The 22046-nt window shown below is 53.2% G+C and carries 19 protein-coding genes; 13 read left to right on the top strand and 6 right to left on the bottom strand.

Going from position 1 to position 22046, the window contains the following annotated elements; translation table 11 throughout:
* The first annotated feature begins 31 nt into the window (after positions 1 to 31).
* Positions 32 to 484, top strand: coding sequence for a 50S ribosomal protein L9 (rplI, locus tag LJN55_RS20720; RefSeq protein ID WP_133842546.1), 453 nt, complete (start codon positions 32 to 34; stop codon positions 482 to 484).
* A 209-nt stretch (positions 485 to 693) separates the two neighbouring features.
* Here the strand turns inward: rplI and LJN55_RS20715 are convergent, their stop codons facing one another.
* Positions 694 to 1350 (bottom strand): OapA family protein, encoded by a 657-nt coding sequence (locus tag LJN55_RS20715; protein WP_407647763.1) that lies wholly within the window; start codon positions 1348 to 1350, stop codon positions 694 to 696.
* 225 nt (positions 1351 to 1575) lie between these two features.
* Between LJN55_RS20715 and fklB the strand changes: the two genes are divergently transcribed.
* Positions 1576 to 2196 carry an FKBP-type peptidyl-prolyl cis-trans isomerase gene (gene fklB, locus LJN55_RS20710; protein WP_133842544.1) on the top strand — a complete coding sequence of 207 codons (621 nt, stop codon included), beginning with the start codon at positions 1576 to 1578 and terminating at the stop codon, positions 2194 to 2196.
* A 47-nt stretch (positions 2197 to 2243) separates the two neighbouring features.
* Here fklB and LJN55_RS20705 read toward each other — a convergent pair whose 3' ends face one another.
* Positions 2244 to 4178, bottom strand: a complete 1935-nt coding sequence (locus tag LJN55_RS20705) for a bifunctional 2',3'-cyclic-nucleotide 2'-phosphodiesterase/3'-nucleotidase (RefSeq protein WP_227535179.1) — start codon at positions 4176 to 4178, stop codon at positions 2244 to 2246.
* A gap of 340 nt (positions 4179 to 4518) precedes the next feature.
* Here LJN55_RS20705 and cysQ point away from each other — a divergent pair, with 340 nt between their 5' ends.
* Complete coding sequence (gene cysQ, locus LJN55_RS20700; protein WP_200641848.1) at positions 4519 to 5265, top strand: 3'(2'),5'-bisphosphate nucleotidase CysQ; 747 nt, start codon at positions 4519 to 4521, stop codon at positions 5263 to 5265.
* Between the two features lie 73 nt (positions 5266 to 5338).
* Here the strand turns inward: cysQ and LJN55_RS20695 are convergent, their stop codons facing one another.
* Positions 5339 to 5896: a YtfJ family protein gene (locus LJN55_RS20695; protein ID WP_167864329.1), complete on the bottom strand. Its 558-nt coding sequence runs from the start codon at positions 5894 to 5896 to the stop codon at positions 5339 to 5341.
* A gap of 316 nt (positions 5897 to 6212) precedes the next feature.
* Between LJN55_RS20695 and LJN55_RS20690 the strand changes: the two genes are divergently transcribed.
* Positions 6213 to 6419 carry a DUF1107 domain-containing protein gene (locus tag LJN55_RS20690; protein ID WP_133842540.1) on the top strand — a complete coding sequence of 69 codons (207 nt, stop codon included), beginning with the start codon at positions 6213 to 6215 and terminating at the stop codon, positions 6417 to 6419.
* 43 nt (positions 6420 to 6462) lie between these two features.
* Here LJN55_RS20690 and LJN55_RS20685 read toward each other — a convergent pair whose 3' ends face one another.
* Complete coding sequence (locus LJN55_RS20685; RefSeq protein ID WP_133842539.1) at positions 6463 to 7794, bottom strand: hemolysin family protein; 1332 nt, start codon at positions 7792 to 7794, stop codon at positions 6463 to 6465.
* 569 nt (positions 7795 to 8363) lie between these two features.
* On the opposite strand from LJN55_RS20685, the gene tamA reads away from it, so the two are divergent.
* The 9 genes from tamA (at position 8364) to LJN55_RS20640 (ending at position 20832) form a co-directional block, all read left to right on the top strand.
* Positions 8364 to 10079: an autotransporter assembly complex protein TamA gene (tamA, locus tag LJN55_RS20680; protein ID WP_171149281.1), complete on the top strand. Its 1716-nt coding sequence runs from the start codon at positions 8364 to 8366 to the stop codon at positions 10077 to 10079.
* Positions 10076 to 13849 (top strand): autotransporter assembly complex protein TamB, encoded by a 3774-nt coding sequence (gene tamB / locus LJN55_RS20675; protein ID WP_227535178.1) that lies wholly within the window; start codon positions 10076 to 10078, stop codon positions 13847 to 13849. The genes tamA and tamB overlap by 4 nt, the downstream gene beginning before the upstream one ends.
* Before the next feature lie 2 nt (positions 13850 to 13851).
* Positions 13852 to 14196: a gamma-glutamylcyclotransferase family protein gene (locus LJN55_RS20670; protein ID WP_133842536.1), complete on the top strand. Its 345-nt coding sequence runs from the start codon at positions 13852 to 13854 to the stop codon at positions 14194 to 14196.
* Positions 14197 to 14805: 609 nt separating this feature from the next.
* Positions 14806 to 15495 (top strand): DUF1120 domain-containing protein, encoded by a 690-nt coding sequence (locus LJN55_RS20665; RefSeq protein ID WP_227535177.1) that lies wholly within the window; start codon positions 14806 to 14808, stop codon positions 15493 to 15495.
* 92 nt (positions 15496 to 15587) lie between these two features.
* Positions 15588 to 16289 carry a fimbria/pilus chaperone family protein gene (locus LJN55_RS20660; protein ID WP_227535176.1) on the top strand — a complete coding sequence of 234 codons (702 nt, stop codon included), beginning with the start codon at positions 15588 to 15590 and terminating at the stop codon, positions 16287 to 16289.
* A 3-nt stretch (positions 16290 to 16292) separates the two neighbouring features.
* Positions 16293 to 18779 (top strand): fimbria/pilus outer membrane usher protein, encoded by a 2487-nt coding sequence (locus LJN55_RS20655; RefSeq protein ID WP_227535175.1) that lies wholly within the window; start codon positions 16293 to 16295, stop codon positions 18777 to 18779.
* A 49-nt stretch (positions 18780 to 18828) separates the two neighbouring features.
* Positions 18829 to 19497, top strand: coding sequence for a DUF1120 domain-containing protein (locus LJN55_RS20650; RefSeq protein ID WP_227535174.1), 669 nt, complete (start codon positions 18829 to 18831; stop codon positions 19495 to 19497).
* Complete coding sequence (locus LJN55_RS20645; protein WP_227535173.1) at positions 19494 to 20225, top strand: fimbria/pilus chaperone family protein; 732 nt, start codon at positions 19494 to 19496, stop codon at positions 20223 to 20225. Before LJN55_RS20650 ends, LJN55_RS20645 begins: the two co-directional genes overlap by 4 nt.
* 52 nt (positions 20226 to 20277) lie before the next feature.
* Positions 20278 to 20832 (top strand): DUF1120 domain-containing protein, encoded by a 555-nt coding sequence (locus tag LJN55_RS20640; RefSeq protein ID WP_227535172.1) that lies wholly within the window; start codon positions 20278 to 20280, stop codon positions 20830 to 20832.
* Between the two features lie 89 nt (positions 20833 to 20921).
* Here LJN55_RS20640 and ppa read toward each other — a convergent pair whose 3' ends face one another.
* Positions 20922 to 21452, bottom strand: a complete 531-nt coding sequence (ppa, locus tag LJN55_RS20635) for an inorganic diphosphatase (protein ID WP_133842529.1) — start codon at positions 21450 to 21452, stop codon at positions 20922 to 20924.
* 155 nt (positions 21453 to 21607) lie between these two features.
* Entirely contained in the window at positions 21608 to 22042 is a 435-nt protein-coding gene (locus LJN55_RS20630) for a putative T6SS immunity periplasmic lipoprotein (RefSeq protein ID WP_133842528.1), read from the bottom strand.
* Positions 22043 to 22046: the final 4 nt, after the last annotated feature.

Below are 22046 nucleotides of genomic sequence, written 5' to 3'. Positions count from 1 at the left end.
TGTCCATTAACGACTTTAAGAGGATAAGGTAATGCAAGTTATTCTGCTTGATAAAGTAGCAAACCTGGGCAGCCTGGGTGATCAGGTTAACGTTAAAGCGGGCTACGCTCGTAACTTCCTGGTACCACAGGGCAAAGCTGTTCCTGCTACTAAGAAAAACGTTGAATTCTTCGAAGTACGCCGTGCAGAACTGGAAGCCAAACTGGCTGACGTTCTGTCTGCAGCTAATGCACGTGCTGAGAAAATCAATGCACTGGGCACCGTTACCATCGCGTCTAAAGCAGGCGACGAAGGTAAACTGTTCGGTTCCATCGGTACCCGTGACATCGCTGACGCAGTAACTGCGGCTGGCGTTGAAGTGGCTAAGAGCGAAGTTCGTCTGCCGAACGGCGTTCTGCGTACTACCGGTGAGCACGAAGTGGACTTCCAGGTTCACAGCGAAGTCTTCGCTAAACTGACTGTAAACATCGTTGCTGAAGCTTAATCGGCCTTAGTATCGCATGAAAGAACGCCGCCCCTCGGGGCGGCGTTTTTGTTTGTATGGCCTGAAATTTGGCTATTTTATTTGCCATTTTTGGCCCGGGCAGTGCTCACAATCCTCACGTACTGCGTGTACGCTCCGGTTGTTGCACGCTGTCCGTGCCAAAACGGGCTGCAACAATAACGCCAAATCCACAGGCAGCCTTAACTTAATTAGTTTGCTTTTAAGAACGTCCCGTCGGGTTGTCGGGTAAACAGTATCTCGCCATTCGCCCCTTCCAGCGTTAATCCCGTCACTATCGCCTGCGCATTCTGGCGGATTTTCACCGTCTGCCCCGCATGTAAGGTGCTGAGGGGTTTGTCATTGCCTTCTACCTGCGCCATCGCAAACACATCATTGACGGGCAGATTATTGTCGCGGAACAACTGCGCCAGCGTCTGACCGGGAGCAATAGTGTATTCACCCCAGGTTCCCTGATCATCCTGCTGCGGCGTAGCAGGCGTGGGAGGTGGCGCATCCGTGATTTCAGCCTGTAAAGGCACCTCGGTGGCGGACGAGCCACTCTGCATCGGCGTCACGGCTCGGTGTGGCGACGGTGCGGGCCACAGGAAGGCCAGCAGGATCACCAGTACAGCGGCAATAATCCCGCGCCGATGATGCGGTGGCAGCGGGTCCATCCAGCGAATCTGGTCTGGCAGGTGCCAGAGACGGTTGAACCATAATGGTAAGCGTGATGTGAGCGATGCATTAGGCATGGCCTCTTCCTCCTGACGCGAACCTCGCGCTATCGGTAAGCTTTTCATCAGCCATTGCTTAACTCTGGCAACAAAAAGCGGCTTTTTCCTTCGCCTGCGGGCAATCTGGCCCATTTAAACCTCTGAATACATGTGCTGAACCGAAACCCTTCATGCTCAGGATATCAATCCTGGGTAAGCGTAAAGTATAGGCTTAAGAGCCACAGTGGTGCTGAATTGTGATAGCGGTATTGTTTCTGTTTCCCGGGGAAAAGTCACCAGTGGAAGATGGGATTTTACGCCTGTTGTCTGCGCTGTTATGCTTCGTCTTCGGTTTTATCAATGATGAAAGGAAAATCCATGACAACCCCTTCTTTTGACAGCGTTGAAGCGCAAGCAAGTTACGGTATCGGTTTACAGGTCGGTCAACAGTTGCAGGAATCTGGTTTGCAGGGTCTGCTGCCGGAAGCACTGCTGGCAGGTCTGCGCGATGCGCTGGAAGGGAATGCCCCGTCCGTTCCTGTTGATGTGGTTCACCGTGCCCTGCGTGAAGTTCACGAGCGCGCTGAAGCGGTCCGTCAGGAGCGTCAGAAGGCCATGGCAGTTGAAGGTCAGAAGTTCCTGGAAGATAACGCGCAGCGTGAAGGCGTCAGCAGCACCGAGACCGGTTTACAGTTCAGCGTTCTGACTCAGGGCGAGGGCGCAATCCCATCCCGTCAGGACCGTGTACGCGTACACTACACCGGTAAACTGATCGACGGCAGCGTGTTCGACAGCTCCGTACAGCGTGGCGAACCGGCTGAGTTCCCGGTAAGTGGCGTGATCCCTGGCTGGATCGAAGCACTGACTCTGATGCCAGTGGGTTCCAAATGGGAACTGGTGATCCCTCACAACCTCGCTTACGGCGAGCGCGGAGCGGGTGCATCCATCCCACCATTCAGCACCCTGGTGTTTGAAGTGGAACTGCTGGAAATTCTGTAAGTCCTGCGGCACGCCCGTCACTGACATGCGTCGGGCGTGCCTCGTTGTTACGGTTTTAACTGATACACCGCAAAACCAATCTCATCCGTTCCCACCTGCTTCATCGGATATTGCCCATGGCTGCGAATAAACGCAGCGGCTTTTTCTCCCGGTGCCGTTTCAAACCGAATATCCAGCGGCGTGCTGCTGTGAATCGGTGCCAGTCGCCAGTTATTATCAGCCTGGGGTTTCACTTCTCCCTGTTCCTTTGTTTGCGCACCAATATAGGCCGCCAGCACCGCCCGGTTCTCATCCGGCGAAGCGAAAGCAATCTGTTTATCCCCGGTTCCGGCAAATTTCCCGCCATAAGCACGATAGTTATTGGTGGCGATCAGGAAGGTTGCCTTCGGGTCGATCGGTTTACCGTTAAACGTCAGATGGCGAATGCGTGAGGCCTGGTTATTGATCAAGCCGCACTCAGCGTCATAGCGTGCAGGCTGCGTAACGTCAATCTGGTAGTCCACCCCATCAATCACATCAAAGTTATAGGTGCGGAAATCCCAGTTGATCAGTGACTGCGGTTTGCTGCTATGAACATCAATCTGATTGAACTGCCCGGCAGAGCACTCCAGCCACTGTTTCACCTGTTCCCCGGTCGCTTTCACCACCACCAGCGTATTCGGATAAAGATAGAGATCGGCGGCATTACGGAACGTGAGTTGTCCTTTATCCACTTCGACATAGCTGGCCGGATCGTTTTTACGGCCTCCGGCTTTAAACGGCGCAGCGGCGGCCAGTACCGGCAGATGCGCCAGGTCAGGATCGCCCTGAATAAAGTGTTCGGTATAGGCGCGCTGCGCGTTATTGACGATCTGGACGGTCGGATCGTCTTGTACCAGCGACAAATAGCTGGCCATTACATCCGCTGATTTGCCGATGGGCTGGCTGACAAATTCCCGTGTGGCAGCATGATCGGCCGCCAGCACGCTGACCAGCGCTGGATCTTCGGGGGCCAGAGACTGCTTCGCGACTTTGTCATAAACCGGACGCGCTTCAGCACGTGCGCTGCTCACCTGCCAGCGGCCAGCGTCATTGTTCAGTACCAGATCGACCACGCCCAGGTGATCGCCCCACATGCCAGGCATCACGGCTGGAATGCCGTTCAGCGTTCCCCGGGAGATGTCTGCACCTTTGATATTGGCAAAGTCTGCACTGGGGAACACGGCGTGCGCGTGACCAAACATAATGGCATCAATGCCCGGCACCTGGCTTAAGTAGTAAACCGAGTTTTCAGCCAGTGCGTGATAAGGTTCGCTGGAGAGCCCGGAGTGAGGGATCGCAACAACAATATCCGCTCCCTCCTTGCGCATTTGCGGCACCCATTTCTTCGCCGTTGCTGTGATATCGTCAACGGTCACTTTGCCCGTCAGATTAGTTTTATCCCAGGTCATAATCTGCGGTGGCACAAAGCCGATATAGCCGACCTTCAGGGTATGCGTTTTGCCGTCACGGTCGCGGACATCAACGGATTTAATCAGATAAGGGGTAAACAGCGGCTTCCCGCTTTTGACGTCGATGACATTGGCATTGATATAAGGGAAGCGCGCGCCGTGAATGGCCTTTTTCAGGTAGTCGAGGCCGTAGTTAAACTCATGATTCCCCAGATTTCCGACGCTGTAATCGAGGGTATTCATCGCTTTATACACCGGATGGACATCGCCGTCCTTCAGACCTTTGGCTGCGATATAGTCCCCCAGCGGACTGCCCTGAATCACATCGCCGTTATCGACCAGTACGCTATTGGTCACCTGCTGGCGTGCGCTGGAAATCAGTGAGGCGGTACGGACCAGACCGTATTTTTCAGTCGGCTGGTCTTTGTAATAATCGAAATCCATCATATTACTGTGCAGGTCGGTTGTTTCCATAAGGCGAAAATCAACCGTGGCGGCCGTCAGCGCATGGCTGACCAGTAGAGCCGTCAGCGTGAGGCAAGTCTTGAACATGTCTTTTCCCTTTATGTTCTGGATTAAACTTTCGTAACCCTCTCAGAATAGTGTGAAATTGTGTCGTGTCATGACAGGAAATTGTGATGACGATCGCGTATTTAGCCCTCCGGAGGGCATGTGGTGCAGTACAGCCCCTGACGCGGGGCAATCTGGTCGAAAATGGCAGGAAAGCGTGTTACCTCACAGCAGGTACGTTATGCTGTTGAAAACAAATGGCTAACCCAGTGCGTAACCCACGGTATAACGACTCACAGAGTGAACTGCTATTCTCAATAGAGAAGCGTTTAGGTTTACACAGCGGTGGCCGTGATAACGTCAGGCAATCAGGAGGTGGACAGTGTTAGAAAAAATTTGCCAGATGGCGCGTGAAGCAGGCGATGCCATTATGCGGGTCTATGATGGCGAGGCCCCGCTGGATGTGGCGCATAAATCGGATGACTCACCAGTCACCGCGGCGGATATTGCCGCACACAAAGTGATTGTCGCCGGACTGGCGGCGCTGACGCCGGATATCCCCGTACTGTCAGAAGAAGATCCGGCAGGTTGGGATGTGCGTCAGCACTGGCAGCAATACTGGCTGGTTGATCCGCTGGATGGCACCAAAGAATTTATCAAACGTAACGGTGAGTTCACGGTCAATATCGCCCTGATCCAGCAGGGTAAACCGGTGCTGGGCGTGGTGTACGCGCCGGTGCTGAAGGTGATGTATTCTGCTGAGGGCGGCAAAGCCTGGAAAGAAGAGGGGGCTAAAAGGGTGCAGATTCATGTGCAGGATGCGCGTCCGCCGCTGGTGGTCATCAGCCGCTCTCATGCTAAATCTGATGACGAGTTGAAAGAGTATCTGGCACAAATGGGTGAGCACCAGACCACGGCAATTGGGTCATCGTTAAAATTCTGCCTGGTGGCGGAAGGGCAGGCGCAACTCTATCCACGCTTTGGACCGACCAATATCTGGGACACCGGCGCAGGACACGCCGTCGCGCTGGCAGCAGGTGCTCATGTGACGGACTGGCAGGGTAAAACGCTGGATTACACCCCGCGTGAATCCTTCTTAAATCCGGGCTTCCGGGTATCGATCTATTGATTCACGGGATGCTGAAAGAAAGGCCGATCGGAAAAAAGGTCGGCCCCTTTAGAGGCTTTCGAATGTCACGGCGCTAATGTAACAACTCTCTTAACAGCCCTGTCACCGTTTTTACTTCATCCTGGGTCAGCGCACCTTCTTTAACAAAGCGTACCCGCGCATCTTTATCCAGCACGACAATGGCTGACCCGCCGCCCGCCAGTTGCCAGGCCTGATGCACTGCGCCATTGCTGTCGACGATAAACTGTGACCAGGGGAACTGCTGTTTATTGCTTTCAATGCTGCTGCGCACAAACATCCCGGTGCCGGGGATCGCATCGTCAGTATTCACAATGGTGGTGGTCTGGTAGTGGTCATGCGGGAATTTGGCGGCCTTAATCGCTTCTATCAGCGCGGCATTTTGTTCTTTTGCTGAAGATCGCCCGGCAATATGTTGGATCACCCGCACTTTTCCGGCCAGTTGTGCGCTGTTCCAGTTTTTGTAGCTAAACTTCTCTTCTTTGAACAGCAACTCGCCTTTATCTGCAACGCCCACTGCAGCTACGCGCTCGCCGACATGAAGGTTGTGCGCCGCCGTGGTGAAAGGCAGTAGCAGGCAAAGCAGCGCAGTGAAAATACGGATTCCTGTCATAGTCGCTCCTGTGAATGTAGTGGTCTGATCAGTAAGTCATCCTACTGAAATAATATGCGTGGATGATGCTGCTGTCGCATCGGGATAACATCTTTGCAACACACCGCACAAATCCCTGCGAATTGAAGGTTTATACTGTGTGTGTACGGTCAGGTAACAGAGAGTTCTGTCATGATGTGTAAACACAGTAAAAAAATTCAATTTTAGGAACATTGGAAGCAAACGATGTTCTATAGTACAGGCACTTTGCGTTTCACAGGTTCCTGCCGAGATTGGTAACGACGAGGCGTAGTTACTCTTCAGGAGTTGAACAAGAATGAAGATCTTCCAGCGATATAACCCACTACAGGTCGCTAAATACGTAAAAACGCTGTTCCGTGGGCGGCTGTATATCAAAGATGTCGGCGCGTTTGAGTTTGATAAAGGCAAGATCCTTATCCCGCGCGTCAAAGATAAGCAGCATTACAGCGTGATGTCGGAAGTTAACCGACAGGTCCTCAGATTACAGACCGAATTTAACTGACAAAAAAGGCGCTGAAAGCGCCTTTTTTGTGTCTTGCCACCGCTTACGAAACGAGTTCTTCCGGATCTTTCGGCAGTACGGGTGCTGTCGGTCGCGCATCAATACGCGTCACCAGCAGCTGGTCAATGCGGTAACTGTCGATATCCACCACTTCAAACTTAAAGCCATGGAACTTCACGAAGTCGGTGCGTTTTGGGATCTTACGCAGCATAAACATCATAAAGCCACCGATAGTCTCGTAATTACCTGACTGCGGGAATTCGTCGATATGCAACACGCGCATAACGTCATCAATAGGCGTACCGCCCTCAACCAGCCATGAGTTCTCATCACGCGCGACAATCTGCTCTTCCATTCCCTGACCGACCAGATCGCCCATCAACGTCGTCATCACGTCGTTAAGGGTGATAATGCCCACCACCAGCGCATACTCGTTCATGATCACTGCGAAGTCTTCCCCGGCGGCTTTAAAGCTCTCCAGCGCTTCTGACAGCGTCAGCGTATCCGGCACGATCAGTGCCGAACGGATTTGCAGGCCGCTGTTCAACGTCATGCTCTGATTACCCAGTACGCGCAGCAACAGCTCTTTCGAGTCAACATAGCCGACGATATGGTCAATATCTTCATTACAGACCAGGAACTTCGAGTGCGGATGGCGGGCAATCTTTTCTTTCAGGCTGCTTTCATCTTCGTGCAGGTCGAACCACACCACGTTCTCACGTGATGTCATTGAAGAGGGCACGGTACGCGATTCCAGCTCAAAGACGTTTTCAATCAACTCATGCTCTTGCTTACGCAGCACCCCGGCCAGCGCACCGGCTTCGACTACCGCATAGATATCGTCAGAGGTGATGTCGTCCTTACGCACCAGCGGGATTTTGAACAGGCGGAAAAGGATGTTAGCCCCACCGTTAAAGAACCACACCAGCGGGCGGAACAGGAACAGACAGAAGCGCATCGGGTTGATGATTTTGAGCGCCATGGTTTCCGGCGCGATCATGCCCAGACGCTTGGGGAACAGATCGGCAAACAGGATAAACAGGCTGGTGACCAGCGTGAAAGAACAGACAAAGCTGATGCTCTCAGCCATTTCCGGCGTTGTCACACGTTCGAACAGCGTTCGGAAGGCCGGGGAAAACGCGGAATCACCGACAATACCCCCGAGGATCGCCACGGCATTCAGGCCAATCTGCACCACAGTAAAGAACATGCCAGGCGTTTCCTGCATCTTCAGTACGCGTTGTGCGTTGATATTGCCTTCGTCGGCCAGTAGCTTCAGTTTAATTTTGCGGGCAGCCGCCAGCGAGATTTCTGAAAGAGAGAAAAACGAGCTGATCGCAATCAGCAGCATGATGACAAGAAAGCTGTCTAACATAAAACATCCATTAGTTGGCTCGTCTCTGTGGGCAATCTGGAACACAATCGCGCAGACAAAGAAGGCCGGGTTAATCACTTGTCATTTTTGGCCTGGGCAGCGCGCAGTCAGTTTATCCTGCGATCATCACATCAGGGAGTGCAGCGATTCAGGGCTATCCGTGCCAAAAATGTCTGCGGTTCGGCTGGTGCCGGAGCAGAAGGGTAATCAGGCCGCGGAGCAGTCTGTGGGGAGATTATAGCTGTGGCATCGAGCGCTTACAATTGCGGCAACGATGTTCTGAGTGAGCAGGTATCCCGGAGCAGGAAATGGGTTGAGACTTGTCTGATACTGATACCACGTTACACTCCTTTTACGGCTAATCGCGATCTGTGTTGTAACGTAGCGTGACGTTGCACAAAATTTGCCTTAGGTTCGGGTTGATCGCGCGTAAATAATAAGTAAGGTGATGCGCATGCATTACCTTTGAACTGAACCATTCGCGAACTATTTTTACCAGAGTAAGCCCAGTGGATTGCGGGCTGGCAATAAAAACGGGAGTAAGCGTGCCACGAATTCATGTGTATTGCATGTCTTGTCTGCTGATCGTCGCGCCTGTTACTCAGGCTGCGAATGTTCGTTTGCAGGTCACAGGGTTATCCGGGGAATTACAGAAGAACGTCAGGGCGCGTTTGTCCACCATTACCAATGACGAAGTCACCTCTGACGGTCGCTTTCGTGCACGCGTCAGCGATGCGGTGAAAGAGGGGCTGAAGGCGCTGGGGTACTACGAACCGCAGATCGATTTCGAACTGCAGCCACCGCCTGCTGGCGGAAAACGGCAGGTGTTACTGGCGAAAGTTACGCCAGGTGAACCGGTGAAGATTGCCGGAGAAACGGTGATCCTGCGTGGCGGTGCCCGAACGGATGAAGACTACCAAAAGCTGGTGCGGGACGGTAAACCCAAACTGGGCACCGTGCTTAATCACAGTGACTACGATAAGTTTAAAAGCTCCCTGAGCAACATGGCGCTGCGTAAAGGCTACTTTGACGGTGATTACCGCAAAAGCCAGCTGGGCGTCTCCGTTGAACGGCGTGAGGCATTCTGGGATCTCGATTATGACAGTGGCCAGCGTTACCGCTTTGGCGAGGTCAGCTTCGAAGGTTCGCAGATCCGCGACGACTACCTGCAAAACCTCGTGCCATTTAAAAAGGGCGATTACTACAATTCGCGTGATTTAGCCGAACTTAACCGACGTTTGTCCGCAACCGGATGGTTTAACTCGGTTGTCGTTGCTCCTGAATTTGACAAAGGACGCGAGAGCAAGATGCTGCCGCTGCATGGCGTCGTTTCGCCGCGCACCGAGAACACCATTGAAACCGGCGTTGGTTACTCGACGGACGTCGGCCCGCGCGTCAAAGCAACATGGAAAAAGCCCTGGGTAAATGATCGGGGGCACAGTTTCAGCACCAGCGCGAACATCTCTGCGCCGGAGCAGCAGTTAGATTTCAGCTATAAAATGCCATTGCGTAAAAGCCCGCTGGAGCAGTATTACCTGTTGCAGGGGGGGCTGAAACGCACCGATCTTAACGATACCAAAGCAGACTCCACTACGCTCGCAGCCTCACGCTACTGGGACAGTTCCAGCGGCTGGCAGCGTGCCGTCAACCTGCGCTGGAGTCTCGACCACTTTACCCAGGGCAGCGTGACCAACACCACGATGCTGATTTACCCGGGCGTCAGCGTTAACCGTACCCGATCACGGGGTGGTCTGATGCCGACCTGGGGTGATTCACAGCGTTACTCGCTGGATGTCTCTGATACCACCTGGGGATCGGATATCGACTTCGCCGTGATTCAGGCTCAGAACGTCTGGATCCGCACATTGCAGGATAAACACCGCTTTGTCGTGCGTGGCAATCTTGGCTGGATTGAAACCAATGATTTCGAAAAAGTCCCGCCGGACCTGCGCTTCTTCGCCGGGGGTGACCGCAGTATTCGTGGCTACAAATACAAAGGCATCTCCCCACGTGATGATGAAGGCAAGCTGACCGGGGCATCAAAACTTGCCACCGGTTCGCTGGAGTACCAGTACAACGTCACGGGTAAATGGTGGGGGGCGGTGTTTGTTGATTCGGGTGAAGCGGTTAACGACATCAAGCAGAGTAATTTCAAAACCGGTGCGGGTTTTGGCGTGCGCTGGCAGTCGCCGGTCGGGCCGATCAAAGTGGACATTGCCCGCCCGATTGGTGATCAAAACGATCGGGATATTCAGTTTTACATTGGGTTGGGGCCTGAACTATGAAGTGGTGGAAAAAGGGCCTGATTGGCATTCTGATTTTTATTGTGCTGCTGTTTGGCGGCGTTGCCTTCTTACTCGGCACCACCACTGGCCTGCATCTGGTGCTGAACGGTGCCGCGCGCTGGGTGCCGGGGCTGGATATCCAGCAGGTGAAAGGCGGCTGGCGTGATTTGACCCTGAGCGGCGTGAAGTATGAGATGCCGGGCGTAACGGTCAATGCCGGTGAGTTTCATCTGGCTCTGCGCCTGGGCTGCCTGAAACAGAGCGCGCTCTGCGTTAACGATCTCTCTCTGAAGGACGTTAGCGTGGTGGTGGACAGCAAAAAGATGCCCCCTCCGGCGAATCCGCCAGTAGAAGAAGAGAGCAGCGCGGGGGATATCAGCACGCCGTACCCGCTCACACTCAGCAGGCTGGCCCTGCATAACATCAACCTTAAAATCGACGACACCGCCATTTCGCTGGCAGATTTCACCAGCGGGCTGCACTGGCAGGGCCGTGCAATGACGCTGACTCCGACCCATATTCAGGGACTGTTGATTGCGCTGCCGAAAGCTGTGAACGTCGCCAATGAACAGGTTGTACAACCGAAAGTTCAGCAGCCTGCCGTCAATGAAGCGCCGCTGGGTGAAACGCTGAAAGCGATGTTTGATAAACCTTTGCTGCCTGACCTGCCCGCGTTTACGTTGCCGCTGGATGTGGACGTGCAGGAAGTGCTCGGTGAGCAGCTGCGCATCACGGGCGATACCGATATTGCGGTAGAGCGACTGCTACTGAAAGCGAAAACCGAAAATAACCAGCTACAGCTGCTGGCGCTGGATGTCGACTCGCCGCAGGGCCAGCTGAATGCCCAGGGCCAGGCGACACTGAGCGGTAACTGGCCGGTCAACTTCACCCTCTACAGCCAGCTTAACGTCGATCCGATCAAAGGTGAGAAGATCAAAATGACGCTGGGTGGGGGCCTGCGCGATACGCTGACTCTGGGGCTGAATCTCTCCGGGCCGGTTCGCGCGCAACTGGATGCCGATACACAACTTGCCGAAGCGGGTTTACCGCTCAATATGACGCTGCACAGTCCGCAACTGCGCTGGCCGCTGGATGGACAGGCGCAGTATCAGGCCGATAATTTCAACTTCAGCTTTAAAGGCAAAGCCACTGACTACGTGATGTCCCTGAAAGCGGCACTCCAGGGGCAGGGCATTCCACCTGCCACACTGACGCTGAATGGCAAAGGGAACGTCGAGCAGTTCTCGCTGGACAAGCTGCGACTGGCTGCCTTGCAGGGGAATACCGACCTGACAGCACTGGTGGACTGGAGTAAAGCCATCAGCTGGCGCAGTGAGTTGACGCTATCCGGGATTAATACGGCAAAACAGTATCCGGACTGGCCGGCGAAGCTGGACGGTAAAATCACCACGCGGGGCAGCCTGTACGGCGGTAGCTGGCAGATGCGTGTGCCGGAGCTGAAGCTCAAGGGTAACGTACGTAATAACGCGGTCAGTGCTGACGGAACACTGTACGGCAACAGCTACAATCAGTGGGATATTCCCGGTATTAAGCTGGTGCTGGGGCGTAACAACGTCAATCTGAAAGGATCGCTGGGCGATAAGCTGAACCTGGATGCCGATATTGATGCGCAGCATCTGGATAATGCCCTGCCGGGCCTTGGCGGGGTTGCCAAAGGGACAATCCGTGCCCGTGGAGACCTGACAACGCCACAGCTGCTGGCCGACCTGACCGCCACCGGGCTGCGCTGGCAGGCGATGCGCATTGGCCGTATCAAACTGGAAGGGGACGTCAGTTCAGGTGAACAGATTCAGGGCAAACTGAAACTGCGTGTTGAACAACTGAAGCAGGACGCGCTGGCGGTGAATCTGCTGACGCTGGATGCCAGCGGCACGGAAAAACAGCATCAGCTTAAGCTGAACGTGCAGGGCGAACCGGTTTCCGGCCAGTTAGCGCTCAGCGGTAGCTTCGACCGAGCTGAACAACGCTGGAAGGGGAACCTGAATAACACCCGCTTTGACACCCCGGTGGGGGAATGGCGCTTAACGCGCGCCATCGCGCTGGATTACCTCAATGCGAAACAGACCGTCAGTATCGGCGCACACTGCTGGCAGAATCCTAATGCCGAGTTGTGCGTACCCACGACGATTGAAGCCGGGCCATCAGGCCATGCGCGCGTGGTGCTTAATCGTTTTAACCTGGCGATGATCAAACCCTTTATGCCAGAAGCCACGCAGCTTACCGGGGTGTTCAGCGGCGATGCCGATGTTGCCTGGACTGCCGATGGCGCGCTACCGACGGGACGCGTGTCCCTGAAAGGGAATGGCGTGAAAGTGGAACAGGATGTACAGGGTAATACGCTGCCTGTCGCCTTCAGCACGCTGAACCTGAATGCGGCCCTGACAAACGGTCGCGCTCAGCTCGACTGGCTGATCCGCATTGCCAATAATGGTCAGTTGGATGGCAATGTACAGATTGCCGATCCCGAGGGGCGGCGCACCCTGTCCGGTAACGTCAATATCACCAGCCTGTCACTGGCGATGCTCAACCCGGCACTGATGAAGGGGGAGAAAATCACCGGGGTGCTGAACAGTAACCTGCGCCTGGGCGGTAATCTGCAAAAACCGCAGGTCTTTGGCCAGCTTGGGCTGCGAGGCGTTGACGTGGATGGCAGCTTTATGCCGGTTGACCTCACCACCGCTAACCTGACAATGGCGTTTAATGGCATGAGTTCGACGCTCGAAGGCGTGATTCAGACTTCTCAGGGGCAAATTGCGCTTAACGGCGATGCCGACTGGAATCAGCTCGATGCCTGGCGTGCGCGCATTGCGGCGAAGGGCGATAAAGTGCGTGTGACTGTGCCGCCGATGGTGCGGATGGACGTGTCACCGGATCTGGTATTTGAAGCCACGCCGGACCTGTTTAATCTGGATGGCCGCGTGGATATCCCCTGGGCGCGCATCACCGTGCAGGAAGTGCCAGAAAGTGCCGTGGGCGTCTCCTCTGATGAGGTGTTGCTGGATAAAGATCTGAAACCTGTTGCACCGAAAACCAGCGGCATTCCGATCAACAGTAATCTTGTTATCCACGTTGGCAACGATGTGCGTCTGAGTGCCTTTGGTCTGAAAGCGAAACTGAACGGCGATCTGAAACTGGCGCAGGATAAACGGGGCCTGGGACTGAATGGCCAGATCAATATCCCTTCTGGTCGCTTCCATGCCTACGGTCAGGACCTGATCGTCCGTAAAGGTGAGCTGCAATTCTCCGGCCCACCGGACCAGCCGTATGTGAACATTGAGGCGATTCGTAACCCGGAAGCCACCGAAGACGACGTAACGGCCGGGGTGCGAGTGACCGGACTGGCAGATGAGCCTAAGGTAGAAATCTTCTCCGACCCGGCGAAATCACAGCAGGAAGCCCTCTCTTATCTGCTGCGTGGGCAGGGATTAGGGGCCACCGGCAGCGACAGTGATGCATTAACTTCAGCTCTGGTAGGATTGGGGGTTGCACAAAGTGGTCAGGTTGTGGGTAAAATCGGTGAGACTTTTGGTGTCAGTAATCTGGCGCTGGATACTGCAGGGGTTGGCGACAGCCAGCAAGTGCAGGTCAGCGGCTATGTGCTGCCGGGTCTACAGGTAAAATACGGTGTTGGCATATTTGATTCACTGGCGACGTTAACGCTGCGTTACCGCCTGATGCCCAAACTCTATTTGGAAGCGGTGTCTGGTATTGATCAGGCACTGGATGTGCTCTATCAGTTTGAGTTCTAGCAATGCGAATAATTGTCTATGGTAGCCTGCGGCGTAAGCAAGGTAACAGTCACTGGATGACGAACGGGCAGTGGCTGGGCGATCATCAGATCGACGGCTACGCACTTTACAATCTTGGTCATTACCCGGGAGTCGTGGCGGGTGAAGGGCAGGTCTATTGTGAGGTTTACCGGATTGATGCATCAACACTGGGCGAACTGGATGCGCTCAGAACCAAAGGCGGTGAATACAAGCGTGAGCTGTTAAAAACCCCTTACGGTAGTGCCTGGCTGTACGTTTATCAGCGTGCCGTCACTGGCAAAAAGCGTATCACCAGCGGCGACTGGCTGCTGAGAGACGCGGAGTAGTTATCGATTTTTCTGTGGTTCACACTATACAAGCCGCCTTCTTATTTAGAAGGCGGCTTTGATTTTTTATGACGAAAAACAGGCTGTTTAAATCCCAGCGGTTAACCCTTCTCGTCGGTCATTACGTGTTCACTTATAAGAAGTAATCGGTGTGCATATCCTAAGTAATATCTTATTTATTTAGGATTGATTCTTTTTTCTTTTTAAGGGGGGACGGTGTCTTTGTAGTTTTTATTCCTGCACTCAGCCCCTGGTGTGGATTAATCGTTTGTTTAGTTGGTTTTCGTAGTTATATTATTGTCATTTCGGTTTTTTTTGTTTACCATCCGCTCCCTTAATTTTTGTTTTATTGTTTTATTGTTTTATTGTTTTATTGTTTTTTTAAGTGTTAGTGGGTTGCGTTATTATGAGCGCTAATCGACGTATTTAAGTGATAATAATGAGTTAATAAACCATTTTTAATGTCTTTCCATTTTCATTTTCAGGAAACGGAACATTCAAAGAATGAACGTGGCAAAAATTTTTTTGCCATTGTTTGTAAAGACGGTCATGTCTGCCAGTATCGGGCTGAGCATTGACCTAAATGATTATTATATAAAGGATTATTAAATGAAAAAGATTACAACTCTTGCCGTATTGATCGCTGGCGGCATTGCTTCAGGGCAGGCGCTGGCGGCTGGAAGTGCAACGCTGGAGATGGCAGGAAATATCCTGCCGAACGGTTGTGACATTTCACTGCCTACCACTAATCTGGAGTGGAAGAATATAAACACCTCATCTCTGAGTTCCACCGCCTTTACTGATTTACCCGCGAAACAAGTGACCCTGAGTGTGAACTGTCTGGCCGAAATGTCGTTCGCTGTTCGGGCAATGGATAATCGCGCAGGTCAGCTGCCAACGGGCACTAAACCATCACTGGCAAAAAACTACTTTAATTTCTCATCAGGTAGTGATGATCGCGTAGCAGCTGCCGTCTATACCATTAAAGCGTTGGTTAATGGAAGTACTGCTGGTAAAGATAAAGCGACAGCGTTTATCACCTATAAAGACGGTGGTTGGGATTGGGAAAATCCTAATAAACAATCCGCATACTTTATTAATGCTAAACAGAGTGGCGATATTACTGCCGCGCTGGACATGAGCACCACTTCAGGCATGACAGACTACCCGCGTACAAAAGCGAAAAGTAAAGTATTTGCTTTGGAAATTGAACCATCAGTGGGTCCTCTTACCGGGCAGAACCTGGCGGGTGGCATTGACCTGCAGGGCAGCACCACGTTTGAAGTTATTTATATGTAATTGAAGTTTCCACCGGCGTTGTGCTCTCCTTTTTATCAGTCAGGGCATGATGTCGGTGGTTTTCTTGTAACGTAGATTCACGGATGAATACTATGCTGATTCAATTTTTTCGCTTATTCCTATCGATCATGCCTCTGGTGATAATCTTTCCTGCCAGCGCGATCATGCAGCCAAGTACCTCGATGGTGCTCATCCAGGAGGATGCGGGCGGGGGCAGTATTAACGTCACCAATACCGATGATAAGGACGCCTTACTCTACGTGAAGGTCATTGACCTGCCCGATGATAAATTTCCTCAACTGATCGTCACCCAACCGGTAATGCGCGTGGCGGCGGGCCAGACTCAACGGGTACGTTTTGTGTTAACCAGTGACCGTCCGTTAACCACTGAACATATGAAGCGTGTGACGTTCGAAGGTATTCCGATTAGCAACGTCGAAAATAAGGGCGTTTCAATCAGTCTGCGGCAGAATCTTCCGGTGATTATCCATCCTACCAGGCTGGCGGCAAATAATGACGCCTGGAAAGAGTTGCAATGGACGGTTAAGGAGGGAAAGTTGACGGTCCGCAACCCCGGGGCCTGGGTTGTCAGGATGGCACCGTCCTTCACCTTATTGCCAGGCAATCAAAAAGTGAACCTGAATAAGAGTTATATCCTGCCGGGGGAAACCGTACCTGTGGCATTTTCTGATGTATTGGCGTTGGCGAGAACCAATAAAATTCGTATTGATGCTGTTTCTTCGTATGGATATAAAGTTGGTCACGCTGAACTGCCCCTTAGCCACGAGATTTAACCCGTGTCTGGTTCTGAGCGCTTTACCTTAAACGCCTACTGCCATTGTGCTCTCCTTGCAGCGGCTGGCGCCCTGGCACCGACTTATCTCTGTGCGCAGGAAGAAACCGAACGTCCTCAGCTGTTACAAAAAGCGCAACACACCGCCAAATTCACCGAAGCGCACGCTTCCGGCGAGTCCGTCACTGAACAAATCCTTAGGGCCAGAGGAATTGACCCCACGTTACTGAACCTGCTTGATAACCAGGCGCGTTTTCCAGCCGGGCCTGCGCTGGTTGATATCAGCGTTAACGGGGAGTTCCGGGGTGCCTTTAACGTGGTATTTAATCAGGATGGCGGGCTGTGCTTTACGCCTGAATTATTTCACCAACTGGGCTTAACACTGCCCGGGGACGAGGCTCTGGCGAGTACCGGCTGCTTTGACTGGGCGCAACGTGACCCTGCTATCAGCATCCGATTTGAACCACAAAATCTTGCCGCCAGTCTAGTGGTGCCGGACAAGGCATTGCTGTCCTCACAGGCGGTGATAAGTGGTGAAAAGGGAGGCGTGGGAGCGTTGCTCAATTATAATTATTTCACTTCCCTGAACCGTTTTCGTGGAAATGAAAGCCGTTATAGCTATCTGACGCTGGAAGATGGTTTTAATGTTTCCAACTGGATGGTGCGCAGCTGGCAGCAGTTTAATCTTCAGGAAGGAGCCCTCAGTGCCGATATCAGTTCAATGTATGCTGAACGATCCTTTGAACGCTGGCAGAAACGCCTCCTGGTCGGACAAATTGGCGTCAGTAATACGCTGTTTGAGCTCGGCGAGATCACAGGTATGCAGATTATCCCGGATGAGGGGTTCCAGCAGGATGATGAAGTTCAGGGGATCGTTGAGGGTATTGCCAGCACGCCTCAGGCGCGGGTGGAAGTTCGCCAGTACGGCATGTTGATCTACAACACGCTGGTACCCGCGGGGCCTTTTCGTTTAGATCGTATCCCGTTGAATAACCTCAACAGCGATCTGGACGTTAGTGTGTTAGAAACTAACGGCCAGCAGCAGCATTTTACCGTACCAGCGAACCGAATGATGAACGTTAGCCCCTCCGGGAGGCAGGGTATTTCTCTGGCCGCGGGTAAGCTGCGCTCTATTCACGGGCAGGGTGAAGGTACGCCAGCTATTTTAACCATGAACCGTAACTGGAAGCCTTTTAGCCGCTTACTGGCGCAAACGGGCCTGCTGCTGTCGGATAAATACCAGTCCGTAGCCTTGTCACTTGGGCACAGTGTCTCGCAGGGGTTACAGCTTGCCGCGCAGATCACGGCAGCGAACGACCGTTATCACGGCGCACGCAGTGCAAGGTTCACGTTCTCGGCAGATTATCGCATTTTCGAAGCATTTTCGGTCAGCGCCAGCGTCAGTAAAAATACACCCGCGTTTGCCTCTATCAATCAGGCCAGTCAGTCAGGAACGGATTATTTCCAAAAAGATAACACCCAGTACAGCTTGTCAGCCAACTGGGTGACCCCAGGGATGGGAATTTTCTCTATAAGTCATGCTGAGAGCCGCTTTAATCAGGGGATGGCGTCAACCCGTTACAATACGCTGGGCTGGGGCGCGAAAATTAAAAAAGTGATGCTGTCGGTGAATTTTTCACACAGTAAGGGAACGCGCAGGTCGGACAAGCTGTTATCGGTTAACGCCAATTTTCCTTTGGGCCGGCACTACAGCAACACCTATTACCGTAGCTCGGACAACCGCAGTCAGCTGGGCAGTGAGATCAGCGGTCCTGTTAACCGTGACGTGGGTTACAACCTGTCTACAGAACGGGATTTAAAGCAGCATAGCCAGTCCGTGCAGGGGGGCCTCAACGCCAACCTGCATTACACCACTCTTTCTGCTTCAGCAGGACGCAGCGGCAGTCATTCCGACAACTACTCCGTAAGCGGTAGCGGTAGCGTCGCCATGGTCGGTAAAAATGTGCTGTTCTCTCCGATCCCCGTTGGGCAGACCTTTGGCATGATCGCCATGAACGAAAGGCTGGCAAACGTGGCGATCAGCACGCCGGGGGGGACAGTCTGGACGGACTGGCGAGGTCTGGCACTGGCTCCGCAGCTTCCCGCGTGGCGGCCTGCAAGCCTTGACCTGGATACGGAAACACTGCCGAAAAAATCGGATGTTAATAATGGCCACCACTCCTTCACACTCGCGCGGGGAAGCGTGAAGCGCATTAGCTACACCGTGTTGACCAGTCGGCGGGTACTGCTGGACCTTACCCTGAGCGATGGCACGGCGTTACCGCGTGGCAGTAAAGTGATGGATGAGCAGGGCACGCTACTCACGATAGCTATCGATAATGGGCTGGTCTATCTGAATAACTCAGCGGAGGAAGCGACGCTGCTGATTGATGTGGCCGGGAGCGATAAGCGTTGCAGCTTCACCTATCGGTTGGAAGACCAGCCAGAGGATGGCGGTCCCTATCAGAAAATTAGCGGTGTGTGCATTTAGCCTGCGCCGCTAGCGCTGCATAACACGCGTCTTATAAAGGAATTGCGCAATGGAACTGAAAAGGATCCTTTCCGGTATCACGCTGCTGACGGGCATGGTGCTCAGCACTGCGGTGCCCGCCAGTACCCAGGCCACGTTGCAGATACGTGGCACTATTCAGCCTGCCTCCTGCGATATTCGCTTTGATGGCGGGGGCATACTCGACTGGCAGCAGATCAGCGCTGCCAGCCTCTCACCCTCCAAATCCACCGCGCTGACGACGAAAAATATCAAGCTGAATATCAGTTGTGAAACGCCCACGCTGTTTGCCGTGCGGGCCAAAGATATCGCTGAAAAAACCGGGGAAGCGAAGATTGACGGAAAGGCTGCGGAGACCAATTTCAGCCTGGGGGCTACCGACGCGGGAATAAGCATTGGCGCTTACCGCATCCATACCCCGGCGGACAGGTCCATGGTGGATGGACATCCCATGCAGAAACTTACCATCTCGGCCGATGAAGGCAAAAGCTGGACAGAGGTAAAGGCAAGCGTGCTGTGGACGTATCAGGGAGAAGAGCTGGTGTCCTTTACCTCTGATATGCTGCGCGTGCCGATCCCGGCAAAAAATGTAGTTTTTGACATGAATGTCACCCCCTGGATCGTCCCTCTTGATACCCTCAAACTGGGAAGGGAAGTGACGATGGCAGGCAGCGCAACCTTCGATATTGTGTATCTATGATGGTTATTTTTAGACGATTTGGGGTTTTATGCGCCCGTCACTGCGCTGCGTTTGGCCTGCTGATACTTTTTATTGCACTGCCCGCCGCAGCGGTGATGAAGCCGGAAACCTCCATGTTAATGATCAACGAAGAGGCAGAGGGCGGGAGCCTGAACGTCACCAATACCGCAAATCACGAGGCGTTGCTGTATGTGAAGGTCTACAGCCTGCCAGACGATCCTCAGCCTCAGCTGCTGGTGACCCAGCCGGTGACCCGGCTGGCGGCGGGTCAGACTCAGCGGCTACGCTTCTTACTGCATAGCCTGGGGCCGCTCAAGACAGAGCATATGAAGCGGGTGATCCTGGAAGGGATCCCGGTACAAGCGCTGACCGGCAAAAATACGGTGGGCTTAAGCCTCCGGCAGGACCTCCCGATCGTTATTCATCCTGCCGGTCTGCCAATGAAGTCCGACCCCTGGGAAGCATTAAAATTTTCGGAAACAAGCGGCGTGTTGACTATCGTTAACCCCAGCCGTTACGTGGTGCGACTGTCGCAGACCGTCGTGCTGCTGCCCACGATGAAAAATATCATACTGAGTAAAAGCTATATTCTTCCCGGCGAAACGCTGACCGTTAAGGGCCAGGATGCTGCTGCTCTGAAAAACAGCAAGCAGATCCAAATCCAGAGCCTGTCAAAATATGGCTATGTCGCGGGTTTGTTTATACAACCGCTGGAGCATCAAGGTTAATTTCTCTGCTGCATCGCCAGCTTTCAACGGGAAACACATGAAGGAACGGAAAATGGACTGTAGGAAACATTCGCAACCTCACCGCCGTCAAAGGGTGTGCCTGCTCGCCGCCAGTCTGCTGTTGTGTTCAGGGTGGGTACAGGCTGAATGCCGCATCAGTACGGGCGCGGGGATGCTGGATTATGGCCAGATAAATACCCAGGTCACACGAGGCCCGGATGGGAAGCACCAACTGACGTCGCGTGCAGCCATATTCAGGGTGGAGTGCGATGAACCCCGGAAAATTCGTCTGGCTTTCAGTGACAGCAGCGGCAGTCAGCGGCAGTTCGCTTTTGGTCGTGACGGCGTACTTGAGGCAGGAATTTCTGCGCTGATGCTGGACGATCGTGCGACCGCTTACCGTGACATCTCTTCAGTCGCGGGGCAAAAGAGTGACGTTAGCCGACAGGCAGGCGCATTGCTGCCAGGGAGCGAGATTGAGATTGTGGACGCGGGCCGTCATTTAAACTTTGTGGTGACGGTGCATCCTGTCTTCACGGACCAGCTCTTTGCACTTCAGGATGATTACCGACCGGGTAACGACATTACGGTATCGATTATCGAATAGCGGAGAAGCGGGATAAAAAAACACCGCCGTGGCGGTGTTTTTCGGCGTCAGTGGTGGAGAGCATTCACTGGCGCGGGTCGTACCGAAGATTATTTCTTCGCAGCACGCTCGAAGGAAGAGACGATTTCTGCTTTAGCCGCTTCAACGCCTTCCCAGCCGTCAACCTTAACCCATTTGCCTTTTTCCAGCGCTTTATACTGCTCGAAGAAGTGGGTGATCTGGCCGCGCAGCAGCTCTGGCAGGTCGTTCACATCCTGAATGTGCTCGTACTCTTTGCTCAGTTTGCTGTGTGGAACCGCAACAACTTTGGCATCTTCGCCAGATTCGTCGGTCATTTTCAGCACGCCAACCGGACGGCAGCGGATCACAGAGCCAGGCTGTAACGGGTACGGTGTTGGCACCAGGACGTCAACCGGGTCGCCATCCAGGGACAGGGTGTGGTTGATATAACCGTAGTTGCACGGATAGAACATCGCTGTCGCCATGAAACGGTCAACGAACAGTGCGCCAGTCTCTTTGTCGACTTCGTATTTGATTGGAGAGGCATTTGCCGGGATCTCGATTACGACATAGATATCATCTGGCAGGTCTTTACCCGCTGGTACCAGGTTCAAGCTCATTATGAATTCCTTCAATCATCTTAGGTTGAGTGCCGGGTATTATAGCCAGGTCATCTTCAAAGTACCTTCCTTTTTCCGCCTTTCAGATTGCTCCGTGCCGGGGCATCAATGACAGTGAAATGCTGCGCTATGCGATGCCCGGTTCACGATGATGGCTAATCCTCCACGTCGGGCTGGGGTATGGAGTATTCACTCGGTGCAAAGGGGTGTGGCTCACCGTTGACCATGTTGAATTCAGAGACAATATAACGGCGTCTCATCTTCTTAGTGGGTGAGCGTAAAGCGATATCAACCCGCCTGGCACCTGAGTTCGGGAACTTGTAATACGTTTCAGGAATGCAGAGCTGATCATTAGCAATTTTTAAAGCGGGGAATTCTCTGTTGAAGCCAGACATCTCCGGTGCACGACTCTCTCTGATAACCAGATAATGAGCATAATAGTCGCTGGCATTTTTAATCTGGAAACACACTCCGGCATTTGTCAGGGACACCTGTCCGAGCTCATTGGGGGGGCTGTAATGGCCCATCCACCCGCAGCCGGTAAGAAGCGAGGCAATCAGGGCGGGAAACAGCACTTTTTTTATTGTCATCACA

The organism is Erwinia rhapontici, from assembly GCF_020683125.1.
Taxonomy (GTDB): Bacteria; Pseudomonadota; Gammaproteobacteria; order Enterobacterales; family Enterobacteriaceae; genus Erwinia; species Erwinia rhapontici.
The sequence above is the reverse complement of the archived record's forward strand: the minus strand, read 5'-3'. Positions and strand labels throughout refer to the sequence as shown.

What these genes read in the sequence shown, in the direction of transcription:
- rplI (WP_133842546.1), top strand. Translation starts at nt 32, where the DNA reads ATGCAAGTTATTCTGCTTGATAAAGTAGCAAACCTGGGCAGCCTGGGT.
- LJN55_RS20715 (WP_407647763.1), bottom strand. Translation starts at nt 1,350, where the DNA reads ATGGGCCAGATTGCCCGCAGGCGAAGGAAAAAGCCGCTTTTTGTTGCC.
- fklB (WP_133842544.1), top strand. Translation starts at nt 1,576, where the DNA reads ATGACAACCCCTTCTTTTGACAGCGTTGAAGCGCAAGCAAGTTACGGT.
- LJN55_RS20705 (WP_227535179.1), bottom strand. Translation starts at nt 4,178, where the DNA reads ATGTTCAAGACTTGCCTCACGCTGACGGCTCTACTGGTCAGCCATGCG.
- LJN55_RS20695 (WP_167864329.1), bottom strand. Translation starts at nt 5,896, where the DNA reads ATGACAGGAATCCGTATTTTCACTGCGCTGCTTTGCCTGCTACTGCCT.
- LJN55_RS20690 (WP_133842540.1), top strand. Translation starts at nt 6,213, where the DNA reads ATGAAGATCTTCCAGCGATATAACCCACTACAGGTCGCTAAATACGTA.
- LJN55_RS20685 (WP_133842539.1), bottom strand. Translation starts at nt 7,794, where the DNA reads ATGTTAGACAGCTTTCTTGTCATCATGCTGCTGATTGCGATCAGCTCG.
- tamA (WP_171149281.1), top strand. Translation starts at nt 8,364, where the DNA reads ATGTCTTGTCTGCTGATCGTCGCGCCTGTTACTCAGGCTGCGAATGTT.
- tamB (WP_227535178.1), top strand. Translation starts at nt 10,076, where the DNA reads ATGAAGTGGTGGAAAAAGGGCCTGATTGGCATTCTGATTTTTATTGTG.
- LJN55_RS20670 (WP_133842536.1), top strand. Translation starts at nt 13,852, where the DNA reads ATGCGAATAATTGTCTATGGTAGCCTGCGGCGTAAGCAAGGTAACAGT.
- LJN55_RS20665 (WP_227535177.1), top strand. Translation starts at nt 14,806, where the DNA reads ATGAAAAAGATTACAACTCTTGCCGTATTGATCGCTGGCGGCATTGCT.
- LJN55_RS20660 (WP_227535176.1), top strand. Translation starts at nt 15,588, where the DNA reads ATGCTGATTCAATTTTTTCGCTTATTCCTATCGATCATGCCTCTGGTG.
- LJN55_RS20650 (WP_227535174.1), top strand. Translation starts at nt 18,829, where the DNA reads ATGGAACTGAAAAGGATCCTTTCCGGTATCACGCTGCTGACGGGCATG.
- LJN55_RS20645 (WP_227535173.1), top strand. Translation starts at nt 19,494, where the DNA reads ATGATGGTTATTTTTAGACGATTTGGGGTTTTATGCGCCCGTCACTGC.
- LJN55_RS20640 (WP_227535172.1), top strand. Translation starts at nt 20,278, where the DNA reads ATGGACTGTAGGAAACATTCGCAACCTCACCGCCGTCAAAGGGTGTGC.
- ppa (WP_133842529.1), bottom strand. Translation starts at nt 21,452, where the DNA reads ATGAGCTTGAACCTGGTACCAGCGGGTAAAGACCTGCCAGATGATATC.
- LJN55_RS20630 (WP_133842528.1), bottom strand. Translation starts at nt 22,042, where the DNA reads ATGACAATAAAAAAAGTGCTGTTTCCCGCCCTGATTGCCTCGCTTCTT.